Annotated in this window: 15 protein-coding genes; 2 read left to right on the forward strand and 13 right to left on the reverse strand. The window is 68.7% G+C overall.

Annotation, left to right across the window (positions count from 1 at the left end; genetic code table 11):
* Nucleotides 1-3 precede the first annotated feature (3 nt).
* From ACFVS6_RS16675 to ACFVS6_RS16720, 10 genes are all read right to left on the reverse strand, one after another.
* Nucleotides 4-609 (reverse strand): hypothetical protein, encoded by a 606-nt coding sequence (locus ACFVS6_RS16675; protein WP_389704460.1) that lies wholly within the window; start codon nt 607-609, stop codon nt 4-6.
* A gap of 472 nt (nt 610-1,081) precedes the next feature.
* Entirely contained in the window at nt 1,082-1,624 is a 543-nt protein-coding gene (locus ACFVS6_RS16680; protein ID WP_389704462.1) for a hypothetical protein, read from the reverse strand.
* A 78-nt stretch (nt 1,625-1,702) separates the two neighbouring features.
* A complete protein-coding gene (locus tag ACFVS6_RS16685) occupies nt 1,703-2,809 on the reverse strand; it encodes a DUF2637 domain-containing protein (RefSeq protein WP_389704463.1) in 1,107 nt (368 codons plus the stop codon).
* Nucleotides 2,809-3,579, reverse strand: a complete 771-nt coding sequence (locus tag ACFVS6_RS16690; protein ID WP_389704465.1) for a DUF6195 family protein — start codon at nt 3,577-3,579, stop codon at nt 2,809-2,811. Before ACFVS6_RS16690 ends, ACFVS6_RS16685 begins: the two co-directional genes overlap by 1 nt.
* Complete coding sequence (locus ACFVS6_RS16695; protein WP_389704467.1) at nt 3,579-4,307, reverse strand: ATP-binding protein; 729 nt, start codon at nt 4,305-4,307, stop codon at nt 3,579-3,581. The genes ACFVS6_RS16690 and ACFVS6_RS16695 overlap by 1 nt, the downstream gene beginning before the upstream one ends.
* A gap of 2 nt (nt 4,308-4,309) precedes the next feature.
* Nucleotides 4,310-5,173: a hypothetical protein gene (locus ACFVS6_RS16700; RefSeq protein WP_389704468.1), complete on the reverse strand. Its 864-nt coding sequence runs from the start codon at nt 5,171-5,173 to the stop codon at nt 4,310-4,312.
* Nucleotides 5,170-5,505, reverse strand: coding sequence for a hypothetical protein (locus ACFVS6_RS16705; RefSeq protein WP_389704470.1), 336 nt, complete (start codon nt 5,503-5,505; stop codon nt 5,170-5,172). The genes ACFVS6_RS16700 and ACFVS6_RS16705 overlap by 4 nt, the downstream gene beginning before the upstream one ends.
* A gap of 84 nt (nt 5,506-5,589) precedes the next feature.
* Nucleotides 5,590-6,165 (reverse strand): WhiB family transcriptional regulator, encoded by a 576-nt coding sequence (locus ACFVS6_RS16710; protein WP_389704471.1) that lies wholly within the window; start codon nt 6,163-6,165, stop codon nt 5,590-5,592.
* A gap of 101 nt (nt 6,166-6,266) precedes the next feature.
* The gene (locus tag ACFVS6_RS16715) at nt 6,267-6,479 is read right to left on the reverse strand and encodes a hypothetical protein (RefSeq protein WP_389704472.1); all 213 of its coding nucleotides are present in this window, start codon (nt 6,477-6,479) and stop codon (nt 6,267-6,269) included.
* Complete coding sequence (locus tag ACFVS6_RS16720; protein ID WP_389704474.1) at nt 6,476-6,787, reverse strand: transcriptional regulator; 312 nt, start codon at nt 6,785-6,787, stop codon at nt 6,476-6,478. Before ACFVS6_RS16720 ends, ACFVS6_RS16715 begins: the two co-directional genes overlap by 4 nt.
* A 340-nt stretch (nt 6,788-7,127) precedes the next feature.
* Here ACFVS6_RS16720 and ACFVS6_RS16725 point away from each other — a divergent pair, with 340 nt between their 5' ends.
* Nucleotides 7,128-8,009 (forward strand): helix-turn-helix domain-containing protein, encoded by an 882-nt coding sequence (locus tag ACFVS6_RS16725; RefSeq protein ID WP_389704476.1) that lies wholly within the window; start codon nt 7,128-7,130, stop codon nt 8,007-8,009.
* Nucleotides 8,010-8,063: 54 nt separating this feature from the next.
* Here ACFVS6_RS16725 and ACFVS6_RS16730 read toward each other — a convergent pair whose 3' ends face one another.
* Genes ACFVS6_RS16730 through ACFVS6_RS16740 form a run of 3 tightly spaced genes read right to left on the reverse strand, consistent with a single transcriptional unit; the run spans nt 8,064 to nt 11,097 of the window.
* On the reverse strand, nt 8,064-9,248 hold the full coding sequence (locus ACFVS6_RS16730; RefSeq protein ID WP_389704478.1) for an amidohydrolase family protein: 1,185 nt from the start codon (nt 9,246-9,248) through the stop codon (nt 8,064-8,066).
* 23 nt (nt 9,249-9,271) lie between these two features.
* On the reverse strand, nt 9,272-10,369 hold the full coding sequence (locus ACFVS6_RS16735; protein WP_389704479.1) for an MAB_1171c family putative transporter: 1,098 nt from the start codon (nt 10,367-10,369) through the stop codon (nt 9,272-9,274).
* 20 nt (nt 10,370-10,389) lie between these two features.
* Complete coding sequence (locus ACFVS6_RS16740) at nt 10,390-11,097, reverse strand: hypothetical protein (RefSeq protein WP_389704481.1); 708 nt, start codon at nt 11,095-11,097, stop codon at nt 10,390-10,392.
* Between the two features lie 532 nt (nt 11,098-11,629).
* Between ACFVS6_RS16740 and ACFVS6_RS16745 the strand changes: the two genes are divergently transcribed.
* Nucleotides 11,630-12,061, forward strand: coding sequence for a pyridoxamine 5'-phosphate oxidase family protein (locus tag ACFVS6_RS16745; protein ID WP_389704483.1), 432 nt, complete (start codon nt 11,630-11,632; stop codon nt 12,059-12,061).
* Nucleotides 12,062-12,167 lie beyond the last annotated feature (106 nt).

Here is a 12,167-nt window from a genome sequence, read left to right on the forward strand (position 1 = left end):
CCGTCACGCCCAGGGCAGGGCGGTGATCCGCCAGCCCTGGGAGGTGTGCTCAAGTCGCAGGGCGAGCTGTTCGCCGCTCTGCCGCGCGGGGCCGGACGCCGGGGTCGTGGTGAGGGTGTAGCTCACCCGGACCAGGGCGACGGCCCGGGTCGGAGCCGATGCGCCGTCGGGGATCGCGGTGGCGGTGATCTCGACGGTCTGCCGGGCCTGCTCCGTGCGGAGCGCGGCCCAGGCCGCTTCCTGGCCCGGGCGCTTCTGGCTGAGGATGGGCGCCAGGTCGCCGGATGCGAACTGCGCCGCCCTGACTCCGGCGTCGGCGAACGAGGTGTCCTTGCCGTCGCGGGCATCGTGCTCGGCGTAAGCCGTGGTGAACGCACGCGCGGTCTGTGTGACGTCCGCCGGCAGAGCCGCGTTCGGCGGTGCCGACGGCTCTTCTGTGGGCTTGACCGCGGTCGGCTTTGTGGAGCCCGCCGAGATGGTGTTCGACTGGGCTGCCGAGGAGCGGGGGGAAGCCTCCGGGCTGCTGGAACAGCCGGTCGAGAGCACGGCCAGTGCGCCGACGATGCCCATGGCTGTGGATATGCGTATGAAACGGCTGGATCGAGGCATGGGGAATCCACAATCTCGGTGCAGGGGGGATTTGAGAGAGCGGGTGTTGCGGCCCCAGGGGGGAGGCCGCAACACCCCTTCGCAGAGGAGGGGGATTGCCTCTGCGGGCTTTATCGGCGGTTGGTCGCCGTAGAATTTGCGGACCGGGGGCGGCTCTGCGCCGCGCCGGTCCGGTGGCTGTTCGCTGGTCTCACCGGCAGACCTTTATCCAGGTCAGAGGCCGTTCCCGGCGCCCGTCAGTCCGCGACATAGTCCAGGGGGACGGTGGGCGAAAGGCAGTCGCTCATATCAAGGCCATCAGCCCCTCTCGGAAAAAGGGGAGCCCGAATTTTTGGGGCTCCAGTGGCCGAAAACGCCTTGTGGCGTTGGCCGTGCCTAAATCCTCGCAGGGGTCTGCGGACAACTCGAATCAACAAAAAAGCCGGAACCTAATTCCAGGAATTAGGTTCCGGCTTCTCGGTGTGGGGCTGTGTTATCCGGCCCGGCGGATGTGCTCGATCGCCGCTCCGAGCCAGGGCGCGGCAGGCCCGGCGACCAGCAGGGGGGCGCACGTGCTGTACGAGAGCACCAGCCCGTGCGGCCCAGCCGTGAGGTCGGTGAGGAGGCAGTGGTCGAACGGCATCCAGTCCACCGATCCGGTCGGCCTGAGCCGCACTCCCGTCGAGGTCAGGACGACGCGGGCCGGTGTGTGGTCACGCCATTGCGGCTCGGCGGCGGCCTCGGCCTCGCGCTGCCGCCGGGCGTCGAGCGCGTTGGGCACCCACTGCCGGCCGAAGGTGGGGTGGTCCTCCCAATACCCCGTCGACCTCGGATAGGCCACGTCAGTCCGGTAGAAGCGGGCGGCCGGACACCACACGTCGGCGAAGGCGGTCTCTCCCTCGGCCAGCGGGACGTCCGTCAGCTCGACGGGTACCAGCCGGCCGCCGTTCTGGAGGTGCGCCGTGAGCGCGGACGCGGCGTGCACGCCTTCGGAGTGGGCGGTCTCCTGCGTGCGGTTCTGACGGCGTCGCCACATGGCCGGTCCTTCCTTGTCGACGGGGCCGCGCGGTCGCTGCGGTGGGGGCAGCGCCCGCGCGGCTCCAATGAGATGAGATCACCAAAGGGCGCTGGAGGCGGCGGCGGGGGCGCTCACGCGCTGGTCCGTCTCGTCCTTCAACCGGGCCAGCAGGATGCCCAACCGGTCGTTGCTGATCGGCTGCCGCTGGCGGACGGCTTCCTTGATCGCGTCACGGCTGATCCGTCCGCTCTGCTGGTAGGCGGCCCGGGCCACCGGCATCAGGTCCTCCAGCCACTCGTCATCGGCCTCCCGGTCCTGCGGCGGTTCGGCGTCGTCCGGGACGGACGGTCCGCCGCCGTCCGCGGGGTCGGGGACCAAGGCCGGGACCGGTGCCTCGGTGTCCGCCGGGACGGGCACCGGCGCCTCCCGGTCGGACCTCCCAGAGGGCTGCCCGTCCGTCGGTCCCTGCCCGTCGTCCGACTGCTCCGGCCTGGCGGACGGTCGCGCCTTCGAACCTGCCGCAGCAGACTCCTCAGGACTCTGCTCTACAGGCTTCCGCAGGTCAACAGGCATCTGGGCCGTCCCGGACGGAGCGGACGAAGCGGACAGAGCCCCGGAGGCCGCGCCAGTTTCCAGCGGACCGGTCCCTGGGACCTGCGCACCGGTCGCGGAGTCCTGGACACCTTCGCGGACCGGTCCGGGACCACCGTCCGCCCCGTCCCGGACGGACAGTTCGGCGGTCCGCGCCATCAGGATGTACAGGTGGACCGAGCCCGCCAGTGCCAGCGGCGCGAGCATCGACAGCACCGCGACCACGCTGTCCGTGAGGTGCAGCGCGGACTGCGCGGACTGCGGACCACGGTTCAGCGTGATCGCGTGCAGAGCGTTCGCGCCCAGGCTCGCCGCGGTTGCGGCCAGGAACAGGAACCAGGTGTAGAGGCGGGACAGGAACGGTTGGTGGCGGAGCAGCACGATCGCTCGGACCCCGTAGGCAATGAAGCCGTCGATGAAGATCGGGAAGAGGTAGCTCAACGACTCCCGGGCGTGAATCGCTACGGCGATCTGCCGCAGCGCGTCGTACGAGAACGCGAAGCCGGCCGCGCCCAGGAGGACGATCGCCGTCCGGTCCCAGAGGGTCATGTTCCGCAGCGTGATCGCGGACTCCGCGCTGTCGGTGACCGGGGCTATGTGTGCGTGGGACATCAGCGGTCGCCCCCCTCGCGCGGGTTGATGACCGACCAGGCCGGGGTCTGGGAGAGCAGCTGTCCGAGCTGTTCCAGGGAGGTCACCTCGTGCACGTGCTGGCTGGGGCAGCTCATGCAGGACACCCGCAGGGTGATGGATTCCGTGCCGCCCTGGTCCGAGAAGTACAGCTCAAAGTGCTGGCCACCGACGGTGTCGAGCGAGGCGAACGCCTGGAGATGCTCCTCGAACGACAGGAGGCCCATCGTCTGCCACTCCAGCGTGGCCGCGTCAGCACCGAGGAGCCGATGAGCGAAGTCGGCCGCCGCCTTGGTGGACCGGGGACCCCAGGTGTGGAAGGCGTCTTCCCGAGCGGCGGTGCGCCGCTTCTCTCCGGCCGTGAGGTGTTCGGCCGCAGAGACCATGATCGGGTGGGGCATCGAGGGGCCTTCCGTGGAGTTGCTGGTGGTGATCGTGCCGCTGTGGCCGGGGGCGTTGGCGAGGTGGAGCAGGACGTCCGCGTGGCACGGCACGTCGAGGGGGCAGGTGCACATGAGGTCGAGGCCGCGGAGCGCGCGGGCGAACTCGTCCGCGTAGCGGCGGCCCACCGGTCCCCGGAGCGTCGCGGCGAACAGGTCCACCGCTTCCTCCGGGTCCATCGGGGGCCCGGCCACGGAGGGACTGCGGTCCCCGGCCGTGAACGGGTTCGCGTAGAGGCTGAGCGGGCCGACGTATGCACAGGCTGTGGACAGGTCGGCGTCCGGTGCCGCCCCTTGCAGTCGAACGGGCATCAGGCCGCCCTCCCACCGCGACGACGGTCCGAACCGATCATCGGGACCAGGCTGGTCACCATCTCGGCCAGTCGGCTCGCCACCCGGGCCCCGACGAAGTCGGTCAGGTCAGGCCCGCTCTCGTCCCTCGCGGGCAGGTTGGACGTGATCACGGTGGGCAGGCAGTGGTTGTAGCGGTAGTTGATGAGGCGGTACGTCACCTCCTCCACCCACTCCGACGCCTTCGCGGTGCCGAGGTCGTCCAGCAGCAGGTACTGCACCTCGCTGAGCCGCCGAAGCTCGCGTTCGGCCGCGCCCATGACCTGGGAGGGCCGCAGCCTGCCGTACATGTCGGCGGAGTTGACCGCGATCAGCTCGTACCGGTCCGGTCCGCCGGCCGCGATCATCCTCAACGCGCCGTAAGCCTCGTGCGTTTTGCCCGTGCCGGTCTGGCCGGTCAAGAGCAGGGCACCGGCGGCGGCGTTGTCGGTCAGCGCGCGATCGGCCCAGGCTCGCACCTCCGGGAGGCTCGCGTCGGCGTCGCGGTACCGGGGCGGTGTCGCGGCGCTCCAGCGGCCCAGGGCGTACTCCGCGCGGGCCCGGCGGTGCCACTGCCGGTGGCCCGGGTTCTCCTCCGGCGAATCGTCGTCAATCGCTTCCGGCACGGCTTGGAGCCCTCTCGCTGCGAGTATCCGTTCCATGGCCCGCAGGGATGCGGCGCTGCCCGCGCGCTCTGGGTTCGGAGCCATGATCAAAATCCGTTCTGGTAGGCGCTGGGCTGGGCAGTGTTCTGGAACGGAACCCATGTCCCGGGCTGCCTCCGCAGCGGGACGACGTTGGTCCGGACCGCCGGTTCCGGGGCCTGATCGGGCAGGTCCGCCCAGATGCGGAGCAGGTAGCGGGCGGACAGCGGCGGACGCTCGGAATTCCAGCGCCGGGCGACCATCTCGACCAACCGTTCGCGGCCCCAACGGGCTGCGAGAGCTGTTACCCGGTCCCATTCCGCTCCGGTCAGCCGCCATCCGACGACCATCCCGGCCCCGGACATTGCCGCCACCAGCTCCCGGGCGCCTTCCGGGACCTCGACCGATTCCTGTCCGGCAGAAACTTCCCGGAGATTTGAATCAGCAAAGCTAGCTTGCTTTTTGGTGGTGGTAGTACTCCCGTAGGGAGTACTACCACCACGTACGCGCGAGGAAGTAGCTTCCGACTCTCCGGGAAGAGACTTCCAATTTGACTCCGCCGTCGCGGATTTCCGGGAAGCCTCTTCGTGGAAATCTTTTCCGGGTTCCGTCACGCCTGCGGCCGAAGAAGGAAGTTCCGTCCCCCCGTGCGCCGCCGTACTGCCGGCCTGGCCGACGAGGAGGATCGTGTACCGGCTAGGGTTGGACGCCCCTCCGCCGCGTTCGCGGCTCAGCTCACCGAGCGATGCCAGCTCACCCAGACACGTCGTGATCGAGCGGACCGTCAGCCCGGTCAACCGCGATATCTCCTCCAGGGGCAGGGTCGCCTGCCCCTGGTCGTCCGCCTCCCGAGCGAGAGCCAGCAGGACGAGCCGCGAGCCCCTGCACGCCTTGGACTCCGACCACACGAGGTCAGTGGCTATCGCGCTCATCCGAGGTTCCCGTCCGATATCGCTATCCGCCGGACCGGTGCAAGGCCGAAAGACTGGTCGTCTTCCGGGATGAATCCGTTCTGATGCGGCTCCGGGGTGAGGTAGAGATCCCCGGTCGGAAGGTAGAAATCATGGGCGACCCTCCAGTCCGCAAGGTCGCCGAACGTCCGGCGGACCAGCCGAGCCACGCCCTCTTCCGTCTTGTGGTCGAGGAAGGTCCGGTAGAAATCAGGCTCGAACAAGTAGGTGAATCCCCGCCGCACCGGAAAGACACGGACCAGCACCGCATCGGGTGCTACCTTCTTGATCTCATTCCCGAGGCTGGTGCGCATCGAGGTCGTAGCATTGTTCTGACACATGTGTAAGCTCCAGGACGCAAGGAAATCCCTGCGGATAGAATTGATTCCTCGCGGCCGTCAGGCGGCGTCGACGCTTCGGGGCAGATCGGTCCGGCGCTTCTGTCGGTGGTCCCGTGCCAGCTTCAACAGGTATGCGTGGGTGATTCCTAGCCCCCGCGCAACCGCAGCGGCGTCCATTGCGGGGTTCGCCGCGAACCGGGCAATCACCTCACTGCGCTCGGTTTTGCTCAGCGCTGCGGTTGATCCGCGTAGTGCTCGACTCACGGCATCTGTGTCCATGCGCTTTTGCCAACTGGCCCGCAGGGCTGAGCGTTCTGAGGCGATCAGGCCGCCACGAATCCCGAATTCCTCGTCGCCGCGCAAGGACTCGACCAGGCATCGGGCGGCGGTCGCCAGCGGGCAGGCCGCGCACAGGTTCAGCGGCCTGACCAGGGAGAGCCCCAGTCGCTCCACCGTTTCCATCGGCTCAGACTGCGGGCCGTCCCCGCAAAGGAAGAACATGTTGGTATCCCGACCGGAGCACCGGGCGTTTTCTGCCCAATGCTTTCCCCGGGCCTTCTCGGATTCCCTGAGGAGGGGGCTCCAGTCGCCCCGCAAAGCCGCCTCGGAGAGGTCGGATATTGTGGTTCTCATTTCGCCTCATGGTGCTAGCGGCACGCGGCGCCTTACACGGCGCGGTGCGAGAAAAGGAATCGAGAGATCTTAGAACTCTCTCGTTATCGGGGAGGCGTAAACTACGCGGCTTCGCTGCTGACCGAGATGTCGGTAACAGGCTTAGCGAGGTTATAGACGCGCGAGTCGCCGGGGACCGAGAATTCGACGTCGAGGATTTTCCCCAGCGTCTCCCACTTCTCGTGGTCCCAGTCCGGCGAGGCGTCGAGTTGCTCGCTCACCCAGGCGTCAATGGAAGCGTCGAGGTCGCCCGCGTCAGCCACGGCGGCCGTCACGCTTCCAGCCCGCGAAGGGTGGCCGTCCGCAGGTCGAACGCGTGGCCCGTCGCGGCCCACTGCGCGTGGGGGAAGGACCGGATGATCCACCGTGCGAGCGTTAGGGCTCGGGCGCGGGGAACTCGGAGGGTTCGGCCGCGGTCGTCCACGGCAGTCAGCCGCAGGTGAGGCCACAGGGTCCGAGGGCCCTGGAGTCGAACGTGGACGACGACGGCGCCCGGCAGCATGGCGGCGAGCCGGACGGCGAGCCGCTCAGCCGGCCCCGAAGCGATCTCCTGCTCCGGGTTGCGCTCCGTAGTGGGGGTCATGCGACACTCCTATGTGGTACGCCACTCCGTTGATGCCGTGCTAGGAGCACGGAGTGGCTGTGCGTGACCACGCGCCCTCGCGAAAGGGAGCAGGTCACAGGCTGTCTGGCGTCCGGGAGGTGCGAACTCACGGGCGCCGATGGCGTTTTGAGGGGAGGGCGCGCACGCCAGCGGCGGGCGGGTTCCTCCCCTCCACCACGCCGGACCCGGACGGGATCGGTGTGGTGGCGAAGACGAGGGGGTGCGAATCCCCTCGTTTTTCGCTAAACTGAAGCTATCGCAGTTCCAGGAAAAAGTCAACATGCCGAGGTTTCTTCGGTTCAGCCAAAAAAGGGGTCCCATGCCAGCCCGCCGCTTCGATCCAGCCAAGGTGCGCTTGGATCGTCGGACTGCGGAGATCACGCAGTCCGACGTGGCCCGAGCCGTTGGCGTAGCGGAGTCGACGGTGTCGGGGTGGGAGGCAGGCACTGCGGTGCCGGACCAGGAGAAGCTGCCCGCCCTCGCGAAGGCGCTGGGGAAGCCGCTCGACAAGTACTTTCCCCGCAGCGGTCCGCCGGATCTTACGGATCTGCGGTGCGATGCCGGTTTCTACCGGAAGGACACGGCGGCGGTCATCGGCATGAAGAGCGACGGTCCCGTGGCCGGAGCTGAGCAGGGCGTCCGCCGCCTCAAAGATCGCTATCTGCCCCTGCTGGCTGACGCTTATGACGTGACCGTCGAAGAGCTTCAGCGGGCACAGGAACGTTCGTTTGCGAAGAGCTCAGGCGGAGAAGAGGCCAGCGCCGAGACCGCCCAGGAGGAGGCGCCTCGCACGCTGGCCGAGAAGATCAGGCTCATGCTGGAGCGGTCCTACCCAGCAGGGACAGCACCGGAGGACGCGGAGATCGCGGCGGCGGTGAACGCGCACGCGAGGGCCGAGGTCACGTCGGCCGCCGAGATCGAGGACCTGCGGACTGGCCGGAGCGAGGACGCGGCACTGGTCGTCCTTGAGGGACTGGCCGGGGTCTTCGGCGTCCCGCGCATGTACTTCGAGCCGGACGAGGAGGTCGTCCTCCAGGTCTACGAAGGGCTTCGGCTCATGAGCGCCGCCAAGCAGGGGAAGGTGGGACGGATCCGGGCCCGAGGCGCCGGCGCCGAGGGACTGCCGGCTGGAGTCCTCTCGATTCTGAACGACCTGGCCACCGAGCTGGAGAAGGTCGACCCGGACGCCAGCACGAAGTAGTGCCTGCCCCGAACTCGCGAAGGTTGGGACAGGCACTGCAACGATGTGACGTTCCTACTGAGCCGCATCCGGCTGGTAGCGCTGCCCGGCCGCGAACACGGCCTCGATGTTCCCCAGCGCGGCGAGGTCGGCGAGCGGATCGCCGTCGACCAGCAGGAGGTCCGCGCGGAATCCGGGGGCGATACGCCCCGTCACCGATCCCAGGCCGAGGGCGGCTGCCGCCTCGCTCGTCGCCATGTCGATGATCGAGCTGTTCGCCAGACCCAGGTGGGCGTAGAACGCCAGGGCCGGGACCAAGCCGTCGAAGCCTGCGCGCTGCACTCCGGCGTCGGTGCCCGCCACCAGGCGCACGCCCGCGTCGGCCATCTGCCGGACGAGGTCGAACATCGCGGCGGCCCGTTCCTCACCGAAGATCCGGGGGAGCATCTGCCAGTGCGGGCTGACCGCCGGGCAGACGGCAATCTGCCGGTCGATGATCTCCGCCAGCACATCCTGCCGGAGGTCGAGGCCACCGTCCGTCATCCACGTGCAGTGCTCGATCGTGTCCACCCCCGCCGCGACGGCCGCAGCGATGCCGTCCGTCCCGTGAGCGTGCGCGGCCACCGGCACACCCGCCTTGTGCGCCTCGTCCACCAGCGCGGCGAGTTCGTCGGCGGTGAACTGGCTCTCGTGGCTCGCCGGCCCGCCCTTGGTCAGGCCCCCGCCGGTGACCATGGCCTTGACGACCCCGGCGCCGGCCGCGATGTTACGGCGTACCAGGTCGCGGACCTCGGACTCGCCGGAGACCGCGCCGCCGAGGAAGTGGCAGTGACCGCCCGGCGTCGTCAGCGGGGTGCCCGCGGACACGATTCGGGGTCCGGGTGCTGCACCCTCGCTGATCGTCGCACCCAGCCGAAGCGCCAGGCCGTTGCGGTCGCCGAGGTCACGGGCGGTCGTGACGCCGCTGTTCAGCAGCTGCTCGGCGCGGCGGCGCATGTCCTCGAACAGGACTTCATCCAGCGAGTCCGTCAGCGTCGACACCGGGTCCGGACTGCCGTCGAACGCGAGATGCACGTGGGCGTCGATCAGCCCCGGCAGAACCGTCCCGTCGAAGCCGAGGCGAGGCACATCGGCGCCGGCCTGCTGCTCGACCTCTTCGCGCGGGCCGACCGCGGTGATCGAGTCGCCCTCGATGAGCACCGCGCCGTCTTCCAGGTACTGCCCCGAAGCAACCAATACCCGCCTGCTGGTGATCAGCATTCCGTCTCCTTGATCCTTGCGTGTCACGCCGCGGCTCGCAGCGCATCGGACACCGCAATCAGTTGTTTCACATCCGACTGCCGGTCGCTGCCCAGAGCCATGGCCAGGGGAACGGGCGGTCGCGGTGCGGGGACACCTTCCCCGATCCGGGACGAAGCCCGGTGCAGGCGCGCGGCCAGCTCCTCCGCGTCGACATCCAGGAGGCCCCCGTCATCCCCTTCGTCGAGCAGGTGCGGGCTGATGTCCACCAGGCCGTCACGGCACTCCACGATGCGGCGGTGGTAGCGCCGGTGGACGCCACGCGCCCGCCAGCGGTCCAGCGCCGCGGGGGAGGCCGGCCGCAGGACGTTCTCCGGGTACGCCTCACTCAGCAACTCCCACAGCGGGGCGAGCCGCCGGTGGTCGCGCCGGTGCCGGAGCCAGAGACGTAGGGAGGAGATCCGGGCCCGCGCCGCCGAGTACGTGATCCCCGCCGCGAACAGCAGGATCGAGGCCACCAGGAGGAAGGCCACGGGCGCCATCACCGGCTCGGGGATATCGACCCCGGCCGCGCGGACCGCGACGATCACCGCACGGATCGCGCAGGCCAGAGCCATCGTGCCAAGCCCCACCGCCGCCATCCACAGGCCCGTGGAGTGAGGGCGCCGGGACATCCGGGCATAGCGGCGAGTCCATCGGGCCGCCATCGCCAGGGCGTACATCAGGTACAGACCGGCCCCGCCGTAGAAGAAAGCGATCTGCGGGATCGTCATGTCGGCCGTGCTGAAACTGCCCGCGAAGACCTCGTGAGGCACCGACAGGGCCGCCACTGTGATCGCAATGATGACGACCGAGACGAGCACGCCTTCGTTTCGGGCCCGGCGATAGCTCGCCTTCCCGTCAGACGCGGAGTGGAGGTAGAAGCACATGAGGTAGAACACCGCCAGGAGCAGCAGCACGTTCTGGGCCAGCTTCGCCGTGCCGTGGCCGGCGACCATGTCGACGCCGGAACTCCCGCCCGGCATCGTCACCGGGTACGACAGCAAGGCACAGGCCAGGCAGAGCGTCACCGCTCGCAGCGGCTTGTCCCGCGGGGAGCGCTTGAGCTGGTACAGCTTCCACAGGAACGCGGCCAGCAGCACCAGGAGCAGGGGTTCCACGGCTACAGCCACCCCCGCCGGTCAGTGAGCGCCGCTTCCACGCGGCGTACCTCGGGGTCGTCCGACAGGGGAGTGGTGCTGTCCAGCACGGACGACCACTCCAGGATGATCGTGGCCACCAGCTCGACCGAGCACTCCTCGGGTTTGTCGTAGGAGCACCGGTGGGCAATGCGCTTGATCGCCTCGGGGGTGAACCACGGCAGCATGCTGGCCCAGCCCTCCACGGAGACCGCCGTCCCCTCGTCGGCTGTCTCCTCAGCGGGCGCATCCTCGGCGGATGCGTCCTCGGACGCTTCGCCCGACGCCTTGGCCGCGGCTGCCTCGTGCTCCGCTACGAGGATGTGCCCGGCCTCGTGGAGCAGGATGTGCTCCTGGTGAAGGCGGGTCGTCTCCGATTGGTAGATGATCACGTCGTAGCCGTCGTACTCGACCCACATCCCCGACGGGCCCGGCTTCGGCAGGGGGTACTCCCGCAGGTACAGCGGCCGTCCCCGTCGCTTGCTGAGGGCCTCGCAGAGCTTGAAGACGTCGAGCGGAGGCGTGATCCCGAGGTCCTGGAGCTCGTTCCGGATCAGACGGTGCAGATCCCTCTCTACCGTCCGGCTCTTTGCCGGCCGCCAGCGGCCGAGACCCTGGCCCCGGCCCACGCTGCCCTTCGTGGGCACCTCGCCGAGGCCCGCTGCCCGAAGGCTGCCCTTCCGTGACCACATGTGAGTAACACCTTCCGACAAGCGAGTGATGGCTCCCCCGAGCCGGGCGACACCGCACCGCGTGAAGACGCTGTCCAGGTCCCCCCGAGGTCGGCGGCGGCATGGCCGCCCGCCCGCCCGTACGTCCCACGGCTATCGGCCGGGCGCACAGCCCGACCCTCCAGAGCGCATCGCCGCAGGTGAAGAGCCTCGATGGAGCTACCGGGGACCTCCATGGACATTACGTGACGTCCAAGCCAAGTCATGGCCGAAAGTCCTTGATCGACTTGAATGCCTCACGGCTGCCCGCGCAATGGCAAACTGTGCCAAATCGCCCACGACCCATTCGATCAAGGAGCTGAGCTGCGCGTTTGGTGGTCGACGTGAGCGCGTCAACTCCCGCGATCATGGCGACATGCTGTTACTGATCCGTAACCTTCGCATGAAGGGCGCCCTGTCTACGATCCCGGGTCGTAGAAACCCCCAGCTCACGAGGGGTGTGGCCATGCTCACTTCGCAGTGTTCCCGGCGAAAGCCGCTATACGCTCAAGTCATGCCAAACGCGATATCCAGCCAACCTGACAGCTATGCCGAGTTCTGGTCCGAGTACCACCTGTGCACCCTGACCACGCTCCGCGCGGACGGCCGACCCCACGTCGTGCCCGTCGGTGTGACCCTCGATGCCGCCTCCGGCGTTGCCCGAGTCATCACTCGCAAGTCCAGCAAGAAGGTGGCCAACATCCTCGCGTCCGACGGACCGGCACGAGTCGCGGTCTGCCAGGTCGACGGCGGCCGGTGGGCGACCATCGAAGGCATGGCGGAGATCTACACCGATACCGCATCCGTCGAAGACGCTGTCGAGCGCTACGGACAGCGGTACGGCCGGACGCCGGCCCCCGACCCGGAACGGGTGGTCATCCAGATCTCGATCGAGCGAGCGATGGGCCACACGGCACCGCCCGCCCGGAGGCCTTCCGCGGCCTGAGCGATCAGCCGGCCGACCACGAGCGCGCAGCACCTGCTGTTCACCGCCCGCGCGTCCGAGCGCCGCGGCGATGGCTTGTACGGGAACCTCCTGGTCGCCATCGACT

The organism is Streptomyces sp. NPDC057939 (assembly GCF_042887545.1).
Lineage (GTDB): Bacteria > Actinomycetota > Actinomycetes > Streptomycetales > Streptomycetaceae > Streptomyces.